Annotated in this window: 21 protein-coding genes and 2 pseudogenes; 12 read left to right on the top strand and 11 right to left on the bottom strand. The window is 38.1% G+C overall.

What is annotated here, in order from left to right:
- Window positions 1-108: 108 nt before the first annotated feature.
- From tnpC to CSV64_RS07305, 4 genes and pseudogenes are all read right to left on the bottom strand, one after another.
- Window positions 109-1695 (bottom strand): annotated as a pseudogene (gene tnpC, locus CSV64_RS07320) (IS66 family transposase).
- Window positions 1696-1734: 39 nt separating this feature from the next.
- Window positions 1735-2091 carry an IS66 family insertion sequence element accessory protein TnpB gene (gene tnpB, locus CSV64_RS07315; RefSeq protein WP_143560581.1) on the bottom strand — a complete coding sequence of 119 codons (357 nt, stop codon included), beginning with the start codon at window positions 2089-2091 and terminating at the stop codon, window positions 1735-1737.
- Entirely contained in the window at window positions 2088-2396 is a 309-nt protein-coding gene (gene tnpA, locus CSV64_RS07310) for an IS66 family insertion sequence element accessory protein TnpA (protein ID WP_099634093.1), read from the bottom strand. Before tnpA ends, tnpB begins: the two co-directional genes overlap by 4 nt.
- A 212-nt stretch (window positions 2397-2608) precedes the next feature.
- Window positions 2609-3343 carry a toxin regulator gene (locus tag CSV64_RS07305; RefSeq protein WP_099634092.1) on the bottom strand — a complete coding sequence of 245 codons (735 nt, stop codon included), beginning with the start codon at window positions 3341-3343 and terminating at the stop codon, window positions 2609-2611.
- A 953-nt stretch (window positions 3344-4296) separates the two neighbouring features.
- Between CSV64_RS07305 and CSV64_RS07300 the strand changes: the two genes are divergently transcribed.
- Window positions 4297-5100, top strand: a complete 804-nt coding sequence (locus CSV64_RS07300) for a GIY-YIG nuclease family protein (protein ID WP_158233016.1) — start codon at window positions 4297-4299, stop codon at window positions 5098-5100.
- 170 nt (window positions 5101-5270) lie between these two features.
- On the opposite strand, the gene CSV64_RS07295 is transcribed toward CSV64_RS07300, so the two are convergent.
- The 3 genes and pseudogenes from CSV64_RS07295 to CSV64_RS07285 form a co-directional block, all read right to left on the bottom strand.
- Entirely contained in the window at window positions 5271-5819 is a 549-nt protein-coding gene (locus CSV64_RS07295; RefSeq protein ID WP_099634090.1) for a DUF7713 domain-containing protein, read from the bottom strand.
- 220 nt (window positions 5820-6039) lie between these two features.
- Window positions 6040-6321, bottom strand: a pseudogene (locus tag CSV64_RS16635) (conserved phage C-terminal domain-containing protein); the annotation flags it as partial.
- A gap of 919 nt (window positions 6322-7240) precedes the next feature.
- The gene (locus CSV64_RS07285; RefSeq protein WP_099634088.1) at window positions 7241-7687 is read right to left on the bottom strand and encodes a hypothetical protein; all 447 of its coding nucleotides are present in this window, start codon (window positions 7685-7687) and stop codon (window positions 7241-7243) included.
- A 349-nt stretch (window positions 7688-8036) separates the two neighbouring features.
- Here CSV64_RS07285 and CSV64_RS07280 point away from each other — a divergent pair, with 349 nt between their 5' ends.
- Window positions 8037-8300: an excalibur calcium-binding domain-containing protein gene (locus CSV64_RS07280; RefSeq protein ID WP_099634087.1), complete on the top strand. Its 264-nt coding sequence runs from the start codon at window positions 8037-8039 to the stop codon at window positions 8298-8300.
- A gap of 158 nt (window positions 8301-8458) precedes the next feature.
- Here CSV64_RS07280 and CSV64_RS07275 read toward each other — a convergent pair whose 3' ends face one another.
- The 3 genes from CSV64_RS07275 to CSV64_RS07265 all read right to left on the bottom strand — a co-directional run bounded on the left by CSV64_RS07275 (window position 8459) and on the right by CSV64_RS07265 (window position 11728).
- The gene (locus tag CSV64_RS07275; protein WP_099634086.1) at window positions 8459-8767 is read right to left on the bottom strand and encodes a hypothetical protein; all 309 of its coding nucleotides are present in this window, start codon (window positions 8765-8767) and stop codon (window positions 8459-8461) included.
- Window positions 8768-9508: 741 nt separating this feature from the next.
- On the bottom strand, window positions 9509-10315 hold the full coding sequence (locus tag CSV64_RS07270; protein WP_099634085.1) for a DUF6574 domain-containing protein: 807 nt from the start codon (window positions 10313-10315) through the stop codon (window positions 9509-9511).
- 18 nt (window positions 10316-10333) lie between these two features.
- Entirely contained in the window at window positions 10334-11728 is a 1395-nt protein-coding gene (locus tag CSV64_RS07265; RefSeq protein ID WP_099634084.1) for a TcaA 3rd/4th domain-containing protein, read from the bottom strand.
- 258 nt (window positions 11729-11986) lie between these two features.
- On the opposite strand from CSV64_RS07265, the gene CSV64_RS07260 reads away from it, so the two are divergent.
- From CSV64_RS07260 to CSV64_RS07250, 3 genes are all read left to right on the top strand, one after another.
- Complete coding sequence (locus CSV64_RS07260; RefSeq protein WP_099634083.1) at window positions 11987-13114, top strand: hypothetical protein; 1128 nt, start codon at window positions 11987-11989, stop codon at window positions 13112-13114.
- A 210-nt stretch (window positions 13115-13324) separates the two neighbouring features.
- Window positions 13325-14242 carry an LCP family glycopolymer transferase gene (locus CSV64_RS07255; protein WP_369823510.1) on the top strand — a complete coding sequence of 306 codons (918 nt, stop codon included), beginning with the start codon at window positions 13325-13327 and terminating at the stop codon, window positions 14240-14242.
- A 245-nt stretch (window positions 14243-14487) separates the two neighbouring features.
- Window positions 14488-15258, top strand: a complete 771-nt coding sequence (locus CSV64_RS07250; RefSeq protein ID WP_099634081.1) for a hypothetical protein — start codon at window positions 14488-14490, stop codon at window positions 15256-15258.
- 77 nt (window positions 15259-15335) lie between these two features.
- Here CSV64_RS07250 and fabG read toward each other — a convergent pair whose 3' ends face one another.
- Window positions 15336-16100 carry a 3-oxoacyl-ACP reductase FabG gene (fabG, locus tag CSV64_RS07245; protein ID WP_099634080.1) on the bottom strand — a complete coding sequence of 255 codons (765 nt, stop codon included), beginning with the start codon at window positions 16098-16100 and terminating at the stop codon, window positions 15336-15338.
- 523 nt (window positions 16101-16623) lie between these two features.
- Here fabG and CSV64_RS07240 point away from each other — a divergent pair.
- From CSV64_RS07240 to CSV64_RS07210, 7 genes are all read left to right on the top strand, one after another.
- Complete coding sequence (locus CSV64_RS07240; protein ID WP_099634079.1) at window positions 16624-17400, top strand: DeoR/GlpR family DNA-binding transcription regulator; 777 nt, start codon at window positions 16624-16626, stop codon at window positions 17398-17400.
- Window positions 17401-17496: 96 nt separating this feature from the next.
- Window positions 17497-18747: a class-III pyridoxal-phosphate-dependent aminotransferase gene (locus CSV64_RS07235; protein ID WP_099634078.1), complete on the top strand. Its 1251-nt coding sequence runs from the start codon at window positions 17497-17499 to the stop codon at window positions 18745-18747.
- 27 nt (window positions 18748-18774) lie between these two features.
- Window positions 18775-19800: a phosphotransferase enzyme family protein gene (locus CSV64_RS07230; RefSeq protein ID WP_099634077.1), complete on the top strand. Its 1026-nt coding sequence runs from the start codon at window positions 18775-18777 to the stop codon at window positions 19798-19800.
- Between the two features lie 57 nt (window positions 19801-19857).
- Complete coding sequence (gene eat, locus CSV64_RS07225) at window positions 19858-21252, top strand: ethanolamine permease (RefSeq protein WP_099634076.1); 1395 nt, start codon at window positions 19858-19860, stop codon at window positions 21250-21252.
- On the top strand, window positions 21252-22004 hold the full coding sequence (locus tag CSV64_RS07220; protein WP_099634075.1) for an HAD family hydrolase: 753 nt from the start codon (window positions 21252-21254) through the stop codon (window positions 22002-22004). Before eat ends, CSV64_RS07220 begins: the two co-directional genes overlap by 1 nt.
- Entirely contained in the window at window positions 22004-22285 is a 282-nt protein-coding gene (locus CSV64_RS07215) for a hypothetical protein (RefSeq protein WP_099634074.1), read from the top strand. The genes CSV64_RS07220 and CSV64_RS07215 overlap by 1 nt, the downstream gene beginning before the upstream one ends.
- Window positions 22286-22344: 59 nt before the next feature.
- Entirely contained in the window at window positions 22345-23886 is a 1542-nt protein-coding gene (locus CSV64_RS07210) for an aldehyde dehydrogenase family protein (protein WP_255397627.1), read from the top strand.
- The last annotated feature ends 13 nt before the right edge of the window (window positions 23887-23899 follow it).

Raw genomic sequence — 23899 nt, 5'->3', positions numbered from 1 at the left:
TCAATTTCAGGAGGTGCTTTTTCAGTAAGCGTCAAACAGTGAACACGTTGTTTAATATAAAAGAAAATGCCCCAAATAATCGATCATAAAGATTCTTCGGGGCGTTTTCTATTTCTTTGACTGGATATAACAATTCTTTGGTAAGGTCTTCGACCAAGGCATTAAGTCTTCAAACTCCGCGTTTTTTTCAAGATTGCGTTGAGGAAGTTCTTCGAAAAGAAACTGCAAGTAGAAGAAGGGATTCGCACCATTCTCTTTTGCTGTCTCTACGAGACTATAGGCGATTGCACTTGAAGTCGCACCTCTTGTGGAAACTGCAAAAAGCCAGGCTTTTCTACCGATTACGAAAGGCTTTATTGATCGCTCTGCTCGGTTATTGTCGATCTCTATACGACCATCTTTCATAAATGTCCTCAATTTAGGTCATTGTTTTAGCGTATAGGAGATGGCAGTACCAGTTGCCGTCTTCGGAGCGACAACTTCCTTTTGTTCTTTTAGCCATATCAAAAAAGCATCCAGCACAGGCTGACTGTCGATTTTCCTTATTTCAAGCCGTTCTTCGGGCGTTTTATCTTTCATTTTGCGTTCAATTGCGAACAATTGATTGCAGAAATTAAGTCCTTTTTTAGCGACAGTTGTTCGACCTGCACCAGCTGGCGCACCTTTTAATGCTTTGAGTGCCTCATCAAGTTTTCTGCGCGCATGAGCCCAACAGCCAGCGAGCTCCACGTTTTGAATAGACTCGTAGGCTGCATAGCCATCCACTTGGAGAAAACCTAGGTAGCCATTTAAAAACTTTTGCGGATTCTCTTTGGCACGACTTGCTTGATAATCAAAGAGCACAATCGGTGTCTTAGAGTCTCTACCTGTCCGATATAGCCACATATAAGATTTTGATTCCGCCCTTTTCCCTGGTTCGTTTAGAACTTGTAGGACAGTTTCATCCGCATGGAGAACCTTTTCTTCACGAAGACGACGATGGAGTTCATCATAGAACGGCTTGAGCCATCGCGTCGTACTCGAAAGCATCCAGTTGGATAGCGTCTGTCGATTCAATGGAATACCCATCCGTTCAAGTGGTTTCTCTTGTCGATAAAGAGGAAGTCCATCAGCAAACTACTGCGTCATCACGTATGCAATGGCAGATGGGGATGCTAATCCCTTAGGGATGACTGGGTTCGGCATCTCAGCTTTCTTGATAGGCGTTTTGATTGCATGTTCTTCGCAATGACGGCAGCTGTAGATATGCTGCACATGTTCGACAACTGTCACTTGCGCTGGGATGATCTTCAGTTCTTTGCGTATCTGTGTGCTCATCTCGTGAATCGAATGATCGCATTCTAAACAGACCTTCTCTGAATCAGAGAGGTCATAGTGAATCGTCTCGACCGGCAGATCTTTCAACTTGTCAGCACGTCCGGTCTTCTTTTGGCGTGTATAGCTAATCGTCTCAAGCGTCGGTTCTGCAAGAAGGATCGCTGAAGAAACTTCTGCCTCATTGAATAATGGTAGTTCAAACTGGTCCTTGTTTGTCTTCTCACTAGAAGTTCCGAAGCGTTTCTGTTGGAGTAGAGTGAACTGTTGCTTGTACCATTCCATCTGAGCCTCAAGCTTTTTCTTCTCTTGCTCGAGTTGTTCGTTCTTCTTCTCGAGCTCTTCAATTGTAAGTTGGGTTTTCTTGTTTGGTTTTCTCATAGGAATAATAATAGCATAAAATCATTCTGAGAAGTAGACTCAAATTACTTTTTTCGCAGAGACTGAAGGGTGCGCGTCACGTTGGTTCAACGGTAATCCATCGAGGAGCCAGTTCAACTGTCGACTCGAAATGGAAAGTGGTTGAACAGACTCAAGATCTGGCCAATCGAACAGCCCTTTCTCCAGCCTTCGATAATAGAGCCAGAATCCATTGTGATCCCAGAATAGAATTTTGAGTTTGTCTCTCTTTCGATTACAGAAGACAAAAAGTGCTTTGGAGAAAGGATCAAGTTGGAACAGCTCTTGGACAATGACAGCTAGCCCGTCAATCGACTTCCGAAGATCTGTCGGACCAGTAGCCAGATAGACGCGCCCAACGGCGCGACCATTCATCATATCTGACGTAGCGTCCGGATCACTTGAAGTAACAGAGTTTCATCATAGCCACTCGTCACCTCGATATCCACATGATTTACTTTCAAGGAAATTGGGTTCTCTATCGATTCTTCTACTACGCAGGAGACCCAACTGGTCTCCTTAAATGCGATATGATGATTAACTGGTGACTGTTTCCTTAGCCAATACTTCATATTGTGAACGGCAACTTCTGCAGTTTCACACCATTCAGAAAGTGCTAGTCCACTGTTTTGATATTCATCGATTTTTGCAGACCAGTATGCTTCTTTTTCTTTTCTTTTCAAGTAAATACCTCCCAATATACGTTCTATGGGAGGAGTATCTCACGAATCTTCTTCTATTAATATGTGTTCACTATTTGACGCTTACAATTCAAGTATAAAAGAAATTGGTGATCACGTGCATTTTTTTGTTCAATTGTTTGAGAACCCCAACATTTATTATAGAACCAAAAAAGAAGTTGTCCCAATAAACTTGAGACAACTTCTTTACTATATTACTGATCAATCTTATCAATAGCGATCCCAGGAATAGAAATGCTACCGCCCATAGTCGATTCATATGTGATCAGACCTTTAGATATTCCGTAAATAGTAATCCAGTCATCTTCCAACACCCTTGACGAAACAATACTGGAATCAAAAATAGCCAAAACAATAGTATCGTAATTGTCGTTAATAGCTAAACGAATCTGAGTTTCACCATCATCCTCAATGACTTGAATTACTTTACCTCGGAATTTCACTTTTTCCAATAAAAATTCATCGGGAGTTCTTGCTAATTGATTGTATGTAATTCCTGTATTGTAGCCTTGTTTTGCTTTAGCCTCTGCCTCTGCTTTTTCCTTCGCTTCTGCCACTTGTTTTGCCTTTTCTTCGGCTAAACGTTTTTCTTCCGCTGCTTTCGCTTCCGCCACTTGTTTTGCCTTTTCTTTGGCTAAGCGCTTTTCTTCCGCTGCTTTCGCTTCCGCCACTTGTTGTTTACGCTCTTCTTCTTTTAATTTGAAAAATGGGGCAGCTTCATCTACTTTAGCTTGCAATTCTTTGTTTTCTTTTCCCAAATTTTCTTCATTTCCTGTTTTCACTGATAGTTCTTTCTTCAATTCTTTCACGCTAGCATTTGCACTATCTAGTTGATCTTGGGATGGGCCAATCATAGCTCCAATAATCAATGCAATCAATGCCGTCAATACAAATTTCCATCTTTCTCTTAAAAAAACTAAAAATTTCATTCTATTGTCTCCCTTAATCATTTTATACGACAAGATTATTATGGTATTAAAAGAATAGAAAAGAAGGCTATAGGAAATAGGTGAATGATAGCATACCAATACAAAAAGAGCGGCATCTGAAAAACCACTCTCTTAAACAGTTGTAGTCTAAGTTATAATTGGAAGCGGTCGCCAAGAGCTGGAAATTGAACATTTAGGTAAGAAGAAAATTGCTTGCTACCAAGGAGTTGACAGGGAAGTATAATACCTCCGAAGTAAGAATAGCATTAAACTGATTACCTTAATTCTTCTCATTCCAATAGCTTATGACGTTCTTGTTCCATCAATCAATTCTTATTTATGTATCCCAACAGCGTATTTCTTGAAAACACTCAAAAATTTGTGCGGTTTATTCTGTTCTCTCTCCACCTAGCATAATTTCTAGTTTCGCTAATTTATTAATCTCAATACTAAGCTGCCAAAGGTATCGAGTAATAACTTCATCAGAGGGTTTTCACCCCAAGTATATAACCAAGTATATAACCTAGACTCATTTATCGACTTAAGAGAAATTGTTCTTTTCCTGATGTGCTGTATATTTTTCTATAGTTACCTATATGTATACCCAATTTGCTATTTGACTGCCCCTATTCATCATCGTATATCTTGAAACTTTATCACTACTTTCGATTGTAGTCAAATAGTAATAATTCAGTCGTATCGATTCTTTTGATTTTATAGAGATCGCATACCTGTACATCATAAAATAATCATGCCAAGAACGCTCTGATTCACTAATTATCAAAAGAGGGTACCAGGTACCTAAACAAAGAAGCATGCAAAAGTAATTATACAAACTTACCATTAGTGCTTAAAAATTGGAGAGCACGTTTAGAATATGATGATATAATCAGTGCAGGAGTCAACATGTAAATTTTACACCTATCTGTATTAGTTAAAAGAGGAGGATGAATATGCTGAATCAGTTGAAGAGAATATTGGAGGAAAGTGGATTAAGTCAATTATTTGAAGTGAAAGAAGAAAATGATAGAACGAGTTTCCCTAACCCACATGTGGCTTACCGTGTTCAATTTAATTTATATAGAATTAGGGCTTTTGAGTTATGGGGCGACGTAAATGTCTTTGAATTTCGAATTTATCATGGTAGTAAATTAAATCCAATCTTAAAAGAACGTTTAATGGAAGTACCTGGGGCTAAAAATAGTACGAATCGTAAAATTGATTATAAAACTAATGATTATGTCGCATTGGCTAAAATGATAAAAGAGATATTGCTAGAGGAAGAAATTGTGAAAGTTTGTAAGACAACTAGTGATGTTGCAAAGATTTCTCAGTTTGAGGGGCTTGTACTGAAAGACATCGATGTGACAGATGCAACGGTTCTTGGTCGACCTCTTGACTGGAGTCAGATCATTGCAATTTTTGAAGACAACTCGGAAGAAAATGTTTTGAAAGAAGAATTGTCTAAAGGTGGGGTGTACCTTCAGCGTTCTAAGGATGGAGCAAGTAGATATGTAGGGAGTGCTTACGGCGGTGGCGGAATCTTAGGGCGTTGGATGAAGCACTTAACATCTAATGGGAATGCCCATCATTTAAACTTGTTTGTCCTTGAAAATGGGTATAATGCAATCGAATTCTTAGTATTGGAATTACTTGATGATGGGGCAGATATTATGCAAAGAGAAGTCATGTGGAAAAAAACCTTGGCTACTGTAAATCGTGGTCCTTATAATAGCATCCAATTGAACAGGAATTAGTGAAGGGTGCTTTTGCCTCACATAATTCCGACAATTGAAGTGTGTAAAAGAAAAGAGTCTTTTGATGCTTGAGAAATCATTCGGAGGACTCCTTTTTTATCTGGCTTACTCGTCTGGTTTATTGCATAGGGGTCTAAATAAAATGCATCACTAAATATAAGTTTCACCATTCACTCTAAATCATCCGCCAAGTCCTTCATCACCATCTTCACTTGAAATCCTTCAAAAGCTTGTAAGAGATGGCCTACCTCATTCCAGGTATACGGCTTACCGTCGATGATGACAAGTGGTGCTTCGGGATTGGCTGAATCAAAGGTAAGTACGCCTTTTAGGTGGTGTTGCTTTACATATGTATAAGGTTCACCCGATGGAAATTTACCCTTTTCCAGATACGTCTCCGACAGACCACGAGTTGTTTTTTCTATCAGTTGTTTGAACAGTATATGCTGATCGACATCCAGTTCCCCATCCACGGCAAATTCGTATCCTAGCTCCCATCGTTCACGTGCTACCAGCAAAATCGCTGTTCCCATGATCTGCCGCTCCACTTCGAAAATACGTTTTACTCCATTCGCGTCATTTGCAACAAACGTTTTGGACAGTTCAGGAAGTTCTATTCCGAACTCTGCCGCCATCACTGCATTATAGCAATCCATACAGAGTGACTGATTGCCGAATCGCACGCGCACAGTGTTAGTACTGCATATTTCACACTTCATTCGATCTCCCTCCATTTATAACTTTATCGTATCAGATAAGCTGGTATCTGTGCACCTTACATCCCTATGAGAAATATAGATTAACATTGCATTCGTTGTGTATGATGATGAACTAGTATCAGTTGTTTATTCGGAAAGTGAGTTATCGGAATTATACGAGAGTTCAATGTTTCTATTCATCACAATTCAATTAAAACTAAGGATACTCACTATTTATTGCTTACACGTCACCTCTGCTGAAATCAAGCACAAGTGCACCGAGTGGTCGTCTTTTCGGTTTCGTTGATGTGACTAGTTCATTAACATAATTTTTAAAGTTCGTTGCGTTAAACAAAGTCGATGGCCGCAGGAATGCGCTGAGTTCATGATGGTCCAACCACTGCTTGGTCTTTAGATCAATGACAAGCATGAAATCTTCTTGCGTGTAACCTTCTTTTATACGACCGTTGATGAATTTACGAGTAGCCGCGGATTGGGGCTTAAACTGTTTTCCGGTTTTGTCGTTTAGGTACTGTTCCCAGAATGTGCGACGTCGAGTTTCTTCTCGACTATGGGTTTATTCTTTATGTTCTTAAGTTCTTTGGTTATAGGCCGTCCCATAGTGGGATATGCCACTGTCTCACTGTGAGGTGGCACAGCGTCTGATTGTGGGTTGACAGTCGTCTCATGTTGGGATGGTGTCGCGTCCACTATTGGGTCAGCTGGTATCTCACTTTACTTATAGGAAGAGGGTAGCTTTTCATAGTCGATTCGAAACCATGTTGTGTTGTCGATTTTCATCTTGTTGTGCTTCGAAGTGGAGGTCAGGTATCCTTTTTGTTCTAAGTCGTAGGTAATGCGCTTGATTGTGTTGAGTGACCAAAACGGAAATTCTTCAATCCAGTCGTCATATGTGTTGTATACCCATTTGTGGTCCTCGCGAATGTTTATGAAATGTTCAAGCGGTAGTGAAGTTGTTGTAGGAATAGCGCAGCGTTTAATCCGACTTTCATTGCGAGTGAAGGTAATAGTGGAATCGGTTCTTCGTTTTTTAATAATTTCATATCGTTGTCCCCCTAGAGATCAGTGTAGTTGGAGTACTCAATTTGTACTTCTTATACTTCATATAGAGGGTTTTCTTGAAAAGGATACATGTATTTTCAAAAAGGTACCAGGTCCACACAATTTTCACTCAACGAAATAGAAAAAATTGTTCGTGATGTAATGCTTATATTTCGAAAACTAGTGAAATCTGCCTGGATATAAAACAATTATGGATTCAATGGCATCTAGTATTTTTCATGAGAAAAGGATCAACCATTTTAATAATTTGGTTGATCCTTTTTACTAGTATAGGGATTCATTAAGTCTTGGATTGTAGATAATTGATGACAGGAATACCTTATGCCAAGACTTTAGGACATTTAATTACTTCTAGCTGACTATTTATATTCAGAAGCCCATGGAATCCATTGCAGTTTGTAATTTACTTTATTTTTTACTCCAAGGTTCACCATTTTGAATCTGTAACCATCCTTTGGTGAGAATTTAGGGGATTCAAAACGAGTTGTCCCGTTTTTATTTGCTATAACTGTTCTAATGGTCTGCCAGTTCTTACTACCGTATGGTCTCTTCTGTACGTATAGCATGAATGACCCACTCGCTGTACTATTCGCTGTAATTGACCCTTGCATTACAGTGAAACTTTTTGCTTTACTACCATAACTTCCTTGATAATTTTGTGTTTCTAGGTAATTAGTAAAATTACCACTTCTGTTTTTGAAAAGCCAAGATGCTTCTGTTTCCTTAGGTGAAGCAAAACCTCCGATACCACTAATAATTATGGCAAACGCAATAATCATCATCCAATTTCTTTTCATTGTTTTCATTAAGCATTCCTCTTCTCCTAGTTTGTTGTTCTCGTATTAGTCTAATAGTTTAGATATTTAATGAAAGGTGCAATAGTCCTTTAGCGCTTTAGTAGGGGACCTCACTTAATTAGACTAACAGGAGTATCCAAATCAATGAGAAACTATATAAGTTCATACGCTTGTAGAGAGTTTTTTAAAAAAAGTTCTACACTATTATCTAGTATCTTGGTATTATTAGAATAGCCAGTTCCTACCAGTTAAATAATTGTGGAATAGTAACTGTAGTTACTATAAAGGTTCGTAACCGGAGCTGGTGATTGATCCGTACAGTTGTAAAAATTAGAGTGGTAAAAGAGGAGAATGAGTGATGATCAAGTTATCGAAGAAAGTTTTACCCGCACTACTAGCATGCAGTATCGTGTTACTACCAGTCCAATCAACTGAAGCGGCAGCAGCGAAGTTTAAGAATTGTACGCAGTTGAATAAATCATATCCGGGTGGCGTTGCAATGAACGCTACCGTGAAGAATAAAGGCGGGAAGACAAAGTTAAAGCCGGCTATTGCAGCTAGTGTCTATAATTCGCATAAGAGCTTAGATCGTGATAAAGATGGTATTGCTTGCGAGAGATAAAGTTGAATCAAAAGGGTACCAGGTACCAAGGCAATTATATTCACATATAGAATATTTTACAAACAGAATTTATTAGTAAATTATACACTCATACTTATGTTCTTAGTATAAAACAACCCACCCGTTTCATTTAAGAAACAGGTGGGCTGTTTAATGTATCAAACAGTAATAATTTGATTCTCACGTAAAGCAGACTCTGCATGCTCGTCTGTTGGGCGGTAGCCTCGTTCAATCAGATCTTTGATGTAAATCTTATTGTAGATAAAAGAAAAGACCAGTCCAGGAATCCAAGCTCCCAATCCGAGCGTAAATGAGCCTGCTGCCAGAGCTAGGATGAACATGATAGCTGCCCATTTAAGATCGCCTCTGAATAGGGCGGGAAAGAAGCCAAAGAAGAAAGTGGTCCAGCTAAATCCAACTTTCACGGACTTTGTAAGTCCTGCGTCATTTTTTAATGTAATCACCATATTATATTCCTTCTTTCTGAGATCCTGTTTTACTGGAAAATATCGAACAATTCATGTTGTTGGATTAGTTCACTGATTTGATAAGGGGTGCCCGTTGCAACACTATGTACTTCTATCTTGCACTACACACTCCTCATTTTAAGTTTGCTACTGCAAATAATTCAAGTGAAAATAATTACTGTAAAGATTTACATTGATGCAGTTTTTTGAGTTGCATTATAAGCAATTATTACGTAGTTACAAGCATCTCCTTTACACATGAGTGTTATCATTACTGTCACCATCTGCTTCATAAGAGTATGGGCCTATCATTAATTCAGATAATATTAAATATGCTTATTACTATACATATTATCGTGAGATTAGCATCCATACTTATATAGGTGTTACTTTTGGTGAACATAGGTAAATCAAATGTTCATTTGTTTTGATGAATTTAATTTATCCTTTACTCCCCTTAATTGGGTAGGCTAAAGATCCTAATACTAATATATCACAGATTGCATATTATTCCTATATAGAAATATAATGTATCTACTAATGAATAGTAGATACAAGAGGCATACAAATACAACACTATTCAAATGGTAATGGAGTTAATTCATAGTTTGGGAAGCTAGATAGAATTCACTAATCTAACTAGCTTATAATAACTAACAAAAAAATCTTCTATCCAGTCATCCGGATAGAAGATTTTTTACGTATAGTGAACGAAAAAACAAAATCATTTTGTAGTTGCAATTAAATATAATCTAACATATCTCCAATGGTAGAATCCATGATGAATACACCGATGATCGCTCCTATAATAGCCGTCACGATCAAATAGAATAGAAACGCGTAAAAACCATCGATTCCTTTAGTCTTGATTTGTAGTTGTTTGATCATGACATATAATGGGGTCAGGCCGACAGCTAGACAAATTCCTATATACACACTGAAGCTTGCAATCAGGTTAGATCCTACGATACTTAGCAAAATACCTACGGCTGATAAAGTGATAGGTAATGCAAAATAGCTGCCGATTTTACTGAGAATGTTTTTAAACGTTAGTGTATCAGAGAACAGTTTCGATGTAACATATATGGATACTAAACTGACAGCAATCAATATGGCTAAAAAGATGATACTGTATAATAATATTTGGAAAAATGAAGGAGTTACGATGCTGAAGGCGCTTGCTCCAATGGTGCTATTCAATAATGAGTAAACCGAGATGGCAGTTAAGACCATGTATACGATTAGGCTAGTTAGATGATTTTTTTGGTTGGATACTTCATGTGCATTAGTAGATGGTGATTTTAGTTGCTGGACAAAGTATGTGAAATAGGCTTTGGAATGCTCTTTCAATTGATCCAGTTGCTCGTTACTTTGTACAGTTACTTCTGTAGAAGAAGGCTGTTGAATATTTGTATGAGTAGGCTGTGTAAAAGAGTTGGGTGTCATTGGGGTGTTCGTTGCTGCTACTTCTGATTCCAATGGACCGCCACATTTACCGCAGAAATTCCCGCCAGCTTGTGTGTTGTTGCATACTGTACAACTTTTCATTGTGAAAACCTCTTTTCATTAATAGATCGTCTTTTTAGTATCTAAATCTTCTATCCCATCAATATAATAGTCATCGCCTATTTTGGAGATGGTATATTTCTTCTTCCGCTCATAGAAAACCTTTCGTTCTTTATCCGACACAAAATCAAACGTTTCAAGAGAGTGGAGTTCGAACTTCGATTCAGAAATAGTCTTGAAAGCCGTAATGTCATTTAATAGAAAGTCGTATTTATATCCTGGTATATTCCGATGATCATAGACGAACTTGGCATAGTCTTGTTTGATTTTAGTACCGTCTTTAAAATAGTTTTGTATGTAATCGAAGTCGGCATAATAGATACTATTGGCATAATCATCACGGAAATTCTTGTATATATTTTTAACGGTTTCCTCATTATTCTTAAGCTCTTGTTGTTGTTCTACATACTGAAAAGGCAAGTATATACTTGTGCTATCCCCAGCTACTGTCTCAGATGTATGAGCTTTCCCTTCTTTGTCTGTAAATACTGCATGAATCTTGAGAGTAGGATCAAGTTGTACTGGATGGATTTTTTGTAACTCGGCAATTGTCTTCTTAGTCGATTGATCATTGATATAAACAATCGCATCCTCGATATCTGAAGATAATTCTATTGCTGTGAAGTTCCAGTCTGGAGTAATTAGCTGTTTACTTTCTTCGTGTCCATTCAAGTCATATGTGCTACTGCCTGAAAGAGGTACTGGTCCATCGGGGTACTCATAAGACCATGTATATTCCCCAGGAAGATAGTCTCCTATAACAATGATTTCATCATCTTGCTGACTAGTGACCTCTTGCTCGTCAAATGTCAGTTTGATGTTTTTATAGGGGACTTCAATTGAAACTTCAGTAGGTATGATCCTAAATTCAGCATCTTGATATAAACCGAATACTTTAGGTTTGGGATTGACCGAGATGAATTCGCCATGATGATAAATGAGATCGGTTGGCTGCTTAGTTTTGACGTGTTCTGCTTCGATCATCAGCTGGTTGCGTAAATCTGTCCAACCGTAGTTATTTACAATAGAGTAGAAGTTTTCAGGACTTGCGACGGCTCCTTTTTTAAGAGCAAATTGCTCGAGCAAGGCAGGTTTATCTTGGCTGTTATACGCTTCATTCATCGCCTGTACTTTCTTTACAGGGTCATATACACTGCTCAAAATCAAGTGAGCGACAATAAGTAGAAGGATAGCTAAGCCTGCGATCGTTCCGCCAATCTTTTGCTTTTTACTCATTTTCTTTGCTGGTAGTTGGACGGGTTGGATAGATGTACTATGTAGGTTGGTGGCTGTCGAACTAGAAGAATTCTTTTCGTCGCCAAACGGTGTGCCGCAGTTTTCGCAGAATGTGGACGTTTCATCGCTCTTTTGGCCGCATTCGGTACAAAACTTCATATGATTCACTCCTTTGTATTGGTCCTATGAATTATACATGAAATATTCATTAGTAGGTACAAATAATTGATAAGTGGAAACTTTAGAGGACCTGAGTCTTATATAACTATAATTAGATGCGAGAGGGAAACGATAAATTACTAATTCAGTTAAATTCAGGAATTCCTTTAATCTTTCCGTATTACTACTTCTTATTTATAAAGGTATATGCTTTAATTAGGTATATATATGCAGAGGTAAGAAGAAAGGAAAGTGGCTATGGTACATTGTGAAAACTGCGGAACTATTGCAAGCGGTGAAGCTTTTTGTAAAAACTGTGGAACTAAATTATCGAGTGTTTCATCTCAAATGGATAGAACTACGGAGAATGCTTCCAGTAAAACAAAAAAGCGACCGTACACGTTCATATTTGTTGGTAGTGCAATTGTCATTTTAACAGCTGTATACTTTGTATTCGGCATGAACAAAGATGAACCACCGCTTGAAACAGTGGCCGCTCCTGTAGTCAAAGACGAAAAAGAAGAGCCGAATGATGTTATACGTGATAAGTCGACCGCTACTCTGCTTTATCAAGAAGTAGATATACTTGAGAATATGAGAAATGGCGATATGCTTTCGGTATATCATCTAGGTAGTACGAGGGAAGAACTACTAGACATGCTTGGAGCAGCTAATGTGGAGTATGTAAGGGAAGGTGAAGATCGCATGGATTATGAGGATGCTACCTACAGTCGTGTACCTGGCTATCATCGTATCCATTCAGCCCTTCTACACTTGGATTCGAAATCTACAGCAGATCTTGAAGATGTCCGTGCCGTACTGGAGGAGAAAAGTGATCAATTGTCTGTAGATAGTGGTCAGGAAGATAGTTCGTACTATATATCGTATGGCACTGAAGATTCCACGTTGATTTTTTATTCAAAAGCGGAAAAGGGCCAACCTATCTATAAAATTATCGCTTTTAATCAATCTATCCATTCTAGTGCTTCGAAGACGATGGAAGAAGAACCGATAATCCATCCAGGCGAGATAGAACCTATCATCTTAGATATTAGAAAAGAGTATCATTGGATTAATGATCATATATCTTCGATGGATGAAGCAGTGTTTTCAACTACCATGACAAATTATAGTGATAGCGATGGAGTTATACGGAAAACAATAGATCGTTCATCTGAAGGTACTGTCGAGTACTACTATAATGGAGATGGAGAAGTGTTTTTCATTTTCCAATATGAGGGCGATAAAGAACAACGATTTTATTTTGATGGTGATCAGATGATTAGGTGGATCGATTTAAATAAAGTGACAATTGATTATGATGCTGGACAAGGAAATAGTGAATATAAGGATTGGGAGAAACTGTGGGTTACTCGTGCTTATTGATAGAAGGTGCCTGTTCCCTACGCAAATAAATATGTACAGTTGCCATTACTATTGTGGCGGCTGTATTTCTTCAGCGGTTACACTATCAAAATAAACTTCGCAGGACAAAAAGTAGTATGATATTATAAAGTATAATAGATTGTGTCATACATACTATAAATTTGTAGAATACATACTCTGTAGAATATAGGGAATTAGGGGTTGAATGGATTGGCAAGAAAGAAAAAAAGTAAATTGAAGTGGTTGTGGGTTACACTCATAACGATCGTAATTCTCGTAGCTGCTGGTGGAATTTATTTATTCACTGTGTACGGCTCTGTTAAATCTACCGTAAATAAAGATACTCATGAACCCGTTAAGGCAATTGATACAGAAGTGACAAAAGAAAAAGTCGCGAAGCGTGATTCTATAAACGTCTTGTTAATGGGTGTCGACGAGCGAAAGGGAGACAAGGGCCGTTCGGATACGATGATTGTCATGACATTAGATGCAGATAATTCTAGAGCGCAAATGGTAAGTATTCCTCGTGATACGTTGACGGAAATTGTTGGAAAAGGTGTAAAGGATAAGATCAATCATGCGTACGCATTTGGCGGCAGTGAAATGTCTGTTGATACGGTTGAAAAGTTTTTGGATATTGACTTGGATTATTATGTGCGAGTGAATATGGAAGGGTTAGAGGATTTAGTAGATGCGGTTGACGGTATTACGATTCATAATAATTTTGAGTTTACTGAAGGTGGACGAACCTTTAAAGAGGGTGAGGTCACGCTGAACGGTAAAGAAGCTCTCTCGTATGTACGTATGCGTAAAAACGATCCAGAAGGCGACGTAGGTCGTAATGAAAGACAGAGAAAAGTGATCCAAGCCGTTATTGACAAAGGAGTCAATGTCAAGTCCGTCACTAAAATTAATAAATTAATTGGTATACTTGGGAAAAACGTAGTAACGAACTTGGAGTTTGACGAAATTCAAACATTATATAAAAATTATAAAAATGTACGACGTGATATATCCACGTATCAAATAACAGGTGAGAACAAAGTGATTGATGACATTTGGTATTTGTTAGTGCCGGATGAAGAAAAGGCAAAGACAACTGAAATGATTCGGGAGTATGGTGGATAAGTTTCTTTATTATGCTTTACTTGTTTTGTGCTAATAGGTGTCTACCAGCGATACAATGCGCTGGTAGACATTTTTATTATTATTTAAGTGGACGACAAACAAGGGACTTTACTCAAAGTTATAGCAAGGGCATCCAGTCGCCTAACTATACTCAAAAATAGTTCCGTAATGTACCAATTGCTATTCCCTATCTAGTAAGCAATCTGATAAACTTATAGAAAACCTATTAAGTGAAGGAGTTCTTTATGAAGAAGAGATTATTTATTCTATCATCTGTAGTAATGGCACTTATTGTCGCCAGTGGCGGCTATCTTCTTTATATATTTCAATTCAAAGAGTATGATGTGGCAGATGATCGGATAGAGGAGATTTTAGAAGATCCGTACGATGTGGTATTGCCTAAAGGCACAAAGCTATTGTTAGACCATAAAGATGGTAAAGGGGACAAACTAATTAAAGTACATCCTGTAATAGAAGAAGATAAGCGGGAAGGAGAACAGTCAGAAGACGAGACTACTTTTAGTTTTGATGATACTGGATTATCGAGTGCTACTGCAGCTGGAGAAGTTGCGGGGAACAGTAGTGTGGATAGGCCCTCATCGCTATCGACATTTGAAGACGAGTCTCCGAATGCGGATGCAAACAACCCGATGCCGACTGCTAAAGTAACAGTTGCCGAAATTAAAAAGAAATACGAACCGGTCATTATAAGTTTCTATAGTCAAATGTATGCCAAGCACCATTCCGTGATTGACCGTGTGAAAGATGAACACAGTATAAAAAAAGTAGCGGGCAAGAGTTTCAGTTATGCCTATATGTATAGTAAATATATGGGGATAGCGGACACCTTTGAAGCCAAGACGGATTTCATGTTTAATGGAATAATAGAGTCTTTGGAAAAAGATTTGGCGGCTAATGGATACAGTAACGTATACTCAAAAAGCTTTAAAGATGAATATGAAGCGGGGAAGAAAGAACGTCGCGATGAAATTTTAAATGAAGCGTTGGGACGTTGAATAGAAAGTACGGCTATTTGGGAATGGTGGTATTCCTGAATAGCCGTTTTTTGTGTGGTACTAGATCCTCATGCAAGTCATTCAATACTCTCAGGTAATATTTGACCGCCATCTACTACGAGTGTTTGTCCGGTAATGAAGTTTGCCTCCTTAGAAGCGAAGAAGGCAGCTGCATGTCCTATGTCGTCTACAATCCCTAAGCGTTTAAAAGGTATTGCAGCTGCCATGGCATGTAAATACTCATCTCCTAGTCCATCCAAACCTTCAGTGAGGATATTGCCTGGTGAGACGGCATTAATTGTAACGTGATCAGTGGCTAATTCGAGTGCAGCTGTCCTCATAAAACCTAGTTGTGCTGCTTTACTCGCTCCGTAATGTGCCCATCCCGAGTATCCAGTTATAGGTCCGGTTATGGAAGAAGTTAATATGAAACGTCCATATTCAGCTTTTTTTACATAGGGCATAAATGCTTTTACTGTGAAGAAGGTACCTTTGGAGTTTATGTTTTGCACGTGATCCCATTGTTCTTCTGTCATTTCATCTATAGTAGCAGATGGGAAAATCCCTGCATTTGCACAAACAATATCAATACCACCGAAATCATTAAAAATAGTTTGAGCCGTTTTCTCTAAGGATTGTAAAGAGGTTACATCAGATGTGTAAGCGTTAACATTATTATTGTTATGTTGTAATGCATTTGCGGTTTCTTGACCTTGTGTTAAATCGCGAGAGATAATGGCAACGTTTGCCCCTTTCTCAGAAAAGACTTTTGCGATACCTTTGCCAATCCCCTTACTTCCACCTGTCACTACGACCGTTTTTCCTTCAAATTGTTTCCTCATTCTATCATCCTCCTAAAATTGAATGAAAATTTCTTACATATAGAAGTGTAAATAAAAGGTTTAACTATATTGTTGAATCCACAATATATTGCTGTAATTTGTGGATTCCAAATATACTATCATTAGCTAGATAATTAGTCAATGTTACAATTTTCTGAATTTAATATAGGCATATGAGTAATTAAAATATTGTTAAGAATTCTATGAATGTATGTATTAGGTAAGTACAACATACAGTAATTAATACTGTAGTTGTAAAATCACTGATACTATTATGATCTAATTAGTTTTGGAAAAGAAAGAAAACAATTTATTGAACCGTTTTTAAATAGTGAAATTACTATTTTTATTAATTCTGAATTTTCTATTGACTATTTGGAATGATGATGATATTATTTTGTGAATCCACAAGAATCAAAGTTATTCCACAAATATTGAAAGCTTTCATTCGATTCTAGTGAAGGAGTCTATTATACTGTGAATGTGAGGTGCTACATACATAAACAGGATAGGGGATTGAATTATGTCATTATCATTTGAAGATAGAAAAAAAGTGATTTTAGAAGTATTAGAACGAGATGAAAAAGTATATGTACCTGAGCTAGCAAGTGAGTTTCAAGTATCTGGAGAAACAATTCGAAGAGATTTAGATCGTCTCGAAAAAGAAGGAATTTTAAAGAAGGTGTATGGCGGTGCGGTTAAAGAAAAGTCTTCAGTAGAGCTACCATTTGATTTGAAAGCAGATATTCTAAGCTTTGAAAAAAGTGCTATATGTAAAGCGGCGGCAGAATTAGTTGAAGATGGAGATAGTGTGATTATTGGACATGGTACTACAACAGTAGGGATTATCCCTAACTTAATTAGTAAAAAAAATATCACCATCATTACACCGTCAGTACCGGTATTGTTAGCTACTATGGAACATTTTCAGGGAAAAGTAATCTTTGTTGGAGGTGAGTATGAAGCAAATCAAAAATTCACAAGTGGTCCTTTATCTACTTCTATTCTCAATCAATTAAAAGCTAATAAAGCTTTTGTAGCAGCAGGAGGGTTATCTATTAATGAAGGCATGTCTGATTATGATTTGCAGGGAGCGAGTAGTTCGAGACAAATGATGAAACGGGCAGATGAAACTATAATACTTGCCGATCACTCAAAGTTTGGAAGGACAACATTTGCTCATATTTGTTCATTAAAGGATATATCCATGATTGTTACAGATAAAAGGTGTTCTAATGAATGGAATAATGTATTAGAGGAAAATGGAATTGGGTTAATCATAGCTAATTTGGAAAACTGAAAATTAAAATGAAAGTATATCTCAATGAAATACGTGTTGAAATATCGTTTATGGATTGTATAAATTAATTTCTAAGTAAAGGTGGAGATAGAAATAATGGAATATAACATGAGCAAATCAGCAGTTTTAGATAAATCTATTCAATATTGGAATCCTGGTAAGACGAAACAGTGGCAAACGGATGGCGTCGACTTAGTAATAGGCAAACGTGAAGATTATTTTCTATATGATATGGAAGGAAAAAAGTTGATGGACCTTCATTTAAATGGTGGAACGTATAATCTGGGACATCGAAATCAGGAGATCATCTCATCATTAAAAGAAGCGATGGATCATTTTGATATCGGAAATCACCATTTCCCTTCGACCGCACGTGCGCAGTTAGCAGAGCAGTTTGATAAGTGTACGCCAGACAATCTTCGTTACTCCATATTTTCTAGTGGCGGTGGAGAGGCTATAGATGTAGCTATTAAGAGTGCGCGTTACGCAACGAAAAGAAGAAAAGTAGTCTCGCTTAAATACGCCTATCATGGTCACACAGGGATAGCAGTTTCTTTAGGAAATGAACGCTATTCTAAATTGTTTTTGAGTGAAGGAAGCCCTGATGAAGTAGTCAACGTTTTATTCAATGATTTAGATGAAATGGAAAGAGCCCTTTCTCAAGAAGATGTAGCGTGTGTGATTATTGAGACGATACCAGCTACATATGGTTTCCCTTTACCTGATCCTGGTTATCTTGAAGGGACAAAACGTTTATGCGAGAAGTATGGCAGTTTATATGTTGCAGATGAAGTGCAAACAGGACTTTTACGTACTGGCAAACTGTGGGGCTTTGAGCATCATAATATCAAACCTGACATTTTGGTAACTGCCAAAGGTCTGAGTGGCGGAATATATCCCATTGCAGCTACTATCGTCAGCGATAAAGTAGGTCAATGGATGAATGAAGATGGATTCGCACACATATCTACATTTGGTGGATCGGAACTAGGCTGTGTAGTGGCGATGAAGGTATTAGAAATTTCTCAGCGCCCTGAAACGATAGAGAATGTAGAGTATACATCACGATATATACGTTCAGGTTTAGAGAGAATCAAAAACCAATATTCAGATCAATTCACAGGGATACGTCAAAAAGGTGTCATTCTTGGCTTGGAGTTCGAAAAAAATGATGGTGCTAAAGATATTATGCGATCCTTGTATGACAATGGGGTATGGGCCATTTATTCAATGCTAGATACAAAGGTTTTACAATTTAAGCCTGGGCTATTGTTAGATCAGCAGTATTGTGATGATTTGCTGAATCGTGTGGAAACGAGTATTGGTCAAGCTGTACGGAAAATGTAGTGATAAATAGAAAGGGGGATTTTAAAGATGAGTAATACGAGTGCGAATACATGGGATCGTTCTATTGAATTCTTTAATCAGGTGTCGCATAAAGCGAAGGATATGTATGAGGGGCTAGACGACTTTTCAGTCAAGCTCCTGGATTACTCTGAAAATGCTACTTACCTTGTGGAAAATCCAAAAACCGATGAAAAGTTCATCTTACGTGTTTGCCGACCTGACTATCATAAGAAAGTGGAAATCGAAAGTGAAGTCAAGTGGTTACAATCTATTGATGAACATACGACTATTATGGTTTCAAAGCCTATTCTAGGTTCAAACAACGAGTTTTTGCAAACGGTTACATTGGAAGGAGATAGTCGGAATTATCATTGTGTGCTATTTACCTTTCTTGAGGGTGAAACACCGGATGTTGATAATGAAGAAAAACTAATACGCATATTTAGAGAAATCGGAAGAACTACAGCGCAGTTTCATCGACATTCTATTTCTAATTATGCAAAGTTTGAAGAGATTAAACGTCCTATTTGGGATTATGATAATTTGTTGGGTGAACAACCTAAATGGGGAAGATGGGAAGATGGTAGGGGCATTACTCCAGAACGTGAGCAACTTTTAACACGTGTTTCACAAACGATTAAATCTCGTTTGGAGGCCTTTGGTAAGGATCCTGAATCCTTTGGTTTAATTCATGCGGATTTGCGACATGCCAATCTACTAATAGACAATGACAAAAAAGTTGTGCAGGTGATCGACTTTGATGACAGTGGATTTGGCTGGTACTTATATGATTTGGCTACGTCCTTATCATTTATTGAACATCGTTCCTACGTCCCTAAACTGATAGAAGCTTGGCTTGAAGGATATAGGGAAGTGCGTTCGCTATCTCCGAAAGAAGAAAAAGAAATTCCAACGTTTATTATGATGAGAAGATTGCAACTCATAGCTTGGATTGGTTCCCGCGATAATGAGACTGCCGAAGAACTCGGAGCTGAATATTCAGTTGAAACCGATGACTTGGCTATTTCATACCTAGAGAAGTTTGAATATTGAAAAATATTTTACAGCCGCAGATAAAACAGAAAAATACATCTTTAAAAGGAGAATATTATGAGTGATAAGAAAAATTTAGAATTAAAGAGAACACTCACCCCTTTTAACTTATGGGTTATAGGTGTTGGTATCGTTATATCGGGTAACTTCTTTGGTTGGAACTTTGGATTAAGTTCTTCGGGATATGTAGGTATGTTAATAGCTGTAGCCATAATGGGTGTCATGTACGCATTTATGTCATTCGGCATTTCCGAGTTATCGACGGCTTTACCTTTTGCTGGTGGACCGTATTCATTTGCTAGACGTGCCATGGGCCCGTTTGTAGGTTTTGTTACAGGCATAGGAGTCATGTTGCAATATGTTATTGCTGCACCGGTCGTAGCTATTGGTATTGGTGCATACATTAACTTTCTATTTCCAACTGTTAATCCAATTGTTTCGGCTGCGGTTATGTATGTGTTCTTCATGGCTATCCATATCCTAGGCGTAAAAGAATACGCTAGACTTGAAGCGGTACTGGTGTTTATAGCATTAGCCCTCTTAGTGCTTATGTATTTTGTAGGCTTACCTCAAATTAAAGTCGAGAATTTATTTGGAAGTGAAGGTCAATCTATGATCCCAGGTGGCATAAAAGGGATATGGGCAGCCTTACCATTTGCAATGTGGCTGTTCCTAGCTATAGAAATGCTACCGATGCTTTCAGAAGAAACTCGTGACCCGAAAAAAGATATGCCAAAAGGTATTTTGTCGGGAATGTTTACACTCATAATCTTATCTGTGTTAACTACAACCGTAGCGATTGGTCTTAGTGGTTACGATCAATTAAGTACAGCGGAAGATCCATTACCTGCTGCGATTGCCGCAGCATTTGGAGGCACCTATTGGTTGGCTCAATTACTTGCTTCTGTTGGCTTGGTTGGTTTGATAGCTAGTTTTTCAGGAGTAATACTTGCTTATTCTAGACAGATATTTTCCTTGTCAAGAGCGGGGTATTTACCAGCAGTATTTTCAAAACTACATCCAAAACGTCGAACACCTTATATGGCAATAATTTTACCAGGCTTTATTGGATTAGTCTTAGTCGCATTCTTTAATCCGGATGACTTGATCTTAATTGCTACTTTTGGTGCATTGATCTCGTACATCTCAGTTAACCTTTCACTTATTATCTTACGTAAAAAAGAACCTAATTTGCATCGGCCGTATAAATCACCTATGTATCCGTTTATGCCGATTGTTTCTATGGTGTTAGCCTGTATAGCACTTTTCGCAAGCTTCTTTGCAAATCTTACTTTCTTCTGGGTGAGTATTGCAGTTTTTGGAGTAGCTATTCTTTATTACTTCATATGGGCACGGCACAATATCAATGCAGATGCGCCTGAGGAACAATTTTTGCAAAAAGAAGAAGGTGAAGTGCACTTAATTCCTGAGGTTGCTAAGGAGAGTATTTGATGAAACTTTTACAAGAAGACGTGCAGACTATTCTGTTTGATAAAGATGGTACATTAATTGATCTGCCTTCTGTTTGGTTGCCGTGGATAGAAGATGTGGACCGATATCTATCTGATTCTATTTCGAACTATCCGTATCAAGCTGAAGGGATCAAGTATCTAGTCGGTGTAAATAAACAAGATGGTGGGATTGATCCTAAAGGTCCGCTTGCCATTGGAAGTGTAGAAGAAAGTATTTCGGTTATTGCATTCTTGCTCTACCAAAAAGGATTGTCTTGGGATAGCGCACTTTTATATGCGAGAGATAGTGTCGATTATGCGAATGAGCGACAAAATAATTCAGCGTCTCTACGCTTGGTCGATGGCGTTGAGGAGCTGCTCAATCATCTATCTGTAAAAGGTTATAATTTAGGGGTTTTGACTGCTGATGATACAGATAAAGCGAATGAGCAATTGAACAGGTTGAACATATCAAAGTACTTTAACTTTGTAATTGGTAGCGATTTGGTAGACCGAAGTAAGCCGTTCCCAGATTTAGCATATGCCGCTCGCGATCGATACGGAGTGAAGTTGGAAAACTCCGTTATGATTGGTGATACTAATGCGGATATTCAATTAGGAAAAAGCGCAGGAGTGAAATTTACTATAGGAATAGTCAGTTACACCGGAAGTGAAGTAACACATCTACATGAAGCAGATTTACTAATTCATAATTACTCTGAATTACTTTCTTCGAGTGAGGAGGCAAAATAATGAACACAGATATTGTTGCAGAAATCACTAAATTAGTTATGGAACGGTTGGGGAAAGAAGAAATGCCGTCATCTTCATTAACAGATTCGGAAATAAAACGCTGGAATGATATTTCAACAACGATACAAAGATCGAGTGGAAAAAAAGGAGAGATACAAAGTGTACTCTCTCCCTTAACACCTAAGGATCTACGAAATTGGAATAGTATTTCTGAGAAGAATTCAAAGAGGCAACCGCTTAACAGAAATTCAGACAACGTTAGATTTCATACGCAATACTAACGATTACTTAGCGTAATTCAATTGAAACATTTACGTCGGATGTAGAGAGGGCGTTTCCTATTAAATCATACAATACTTCGTATAGTGCAACGGTAGAGATGATGGAAGCTGTGCAGAAAGCAAAATCAGCTCAGGAGAGGTTTAGTAATTTTCAACCTGAAAAAATTGATCGAATAGTTAAAAGTATTGCTAAAGCTGCTTTTGCTAAGGCGGACTATCTTGCAATGATTGCTGTAGAAGAAACCGGTATGGGTGTAGTAGAGCATAAGAAGATAAAAAACGAACTTGGATCTATGGGTGTATATGAGTCCATTAAAGATGAGAAAACAGTAGGTGTGATCAAGCGTGATTCAAAGCTGAAGTTAACCGAAGTTGCCTATCCATTTGGAGTTATTGCAGCCATTTGCCCGACGACGAATCCCACGTCTACAGCGATTTTCAAGACTTTGATTTCACTAAAGGCAGGAAATGCTATCGTAGTCAGTCCCCATCCTACAGCTGCTTATTGTACAGTAGAAGCATTAAAGATTTGTTTGGAAGCAGCTATATTGGCGGGGGCGCCTGAAGGACTTATTGGATGGATTTCAAAACCAACTATGGAGGCTACTACTGCTCTCATTCAACATCCATCCATTGACTTGATTCTTGCCACGGGTGGTAGTGGGCTAGTGAAAGCGGCTTATAGTTCGGGCAAGCCAGCGTATGGTGTTGGTCCCGGGAATGGTCCTGTATATTTTGAAAAGTCAGCAAATGTGAAGAAAGCTGTTCAATTAGTTTTGGATAGCAAAACATTTGATAATGGGACACTGTGTTCTACAGAACAATCGATAGTTGTGCATAAGAACATTAAAGAACTAGCAATGCGTGAATTACGCAATCACGGTGCATATTTTTTGAATCTAGAGGAGAAGCAACGATTAGGGAATGTGATAGCGCCTAAAGAGGGGCAGTTAAATGCCAAAATAGTAGGTAGATCAGCAGAGTGGATAGCAAATATGGCCAATATTAGTGTGCCGAAGGGTACTAGAGTATTAATTGCTGAAGAGGACAAGATAGGTAAAAGCATACCATTCTCACTTGAGAAGCTAGCACCTATTTTCCCGCTATACACTGCCGAAAGTGAAGAAGATGCCTATCTAATCTGTACAGAACTTTTGAACTTTATCGGCAAGGGACATAGTTGTTCAATTCATACATCAGATGACGATGCTGCCGAACGATTTGGTCTTGCAATGCCTGTTTCTCGTGTCTTAGTTAATACTATGGCTTCAATCGGTGCGGCGGGTGCGACTACAGCGCTTATGCCGTCTTTAACGTTAGGTTGCGGATCGTATGGAGGTAATATTTCATCAGATAATATTACTGCACGTCATTTGTATAATACGAAGCGAATTGCTTTTGGAATTAATGAAGTGATACTTCCAAAAACATCTCATTCAGAACTAGCTCCTACAGAACGTACTTCTAAAAGGATAACCAATATCAACATTGAAGAAGTTGTGGATCAAGTAATAAGAGAAATAAATAGAAACGATCTTGATTCAAATCTGTTATCGATTTCTAATACGATAGAACAAGTTGTCAAACAATACACTAAGTAATTAAAAGGAGGAA

Origin of the sequence: Sporosarcina sp. P32b (assembly GCF_002743335.1) — a bacterium.
Classification (GTDB): Bacteria; Bacillota; Bacilli; order Bacillales_A; family Planococcaceae; genus Sporosarcina.
Note: the sequence above shows the minus strand (reverse complement) of the source record. Positions and strands in the feature narration are given on the sequence as shown.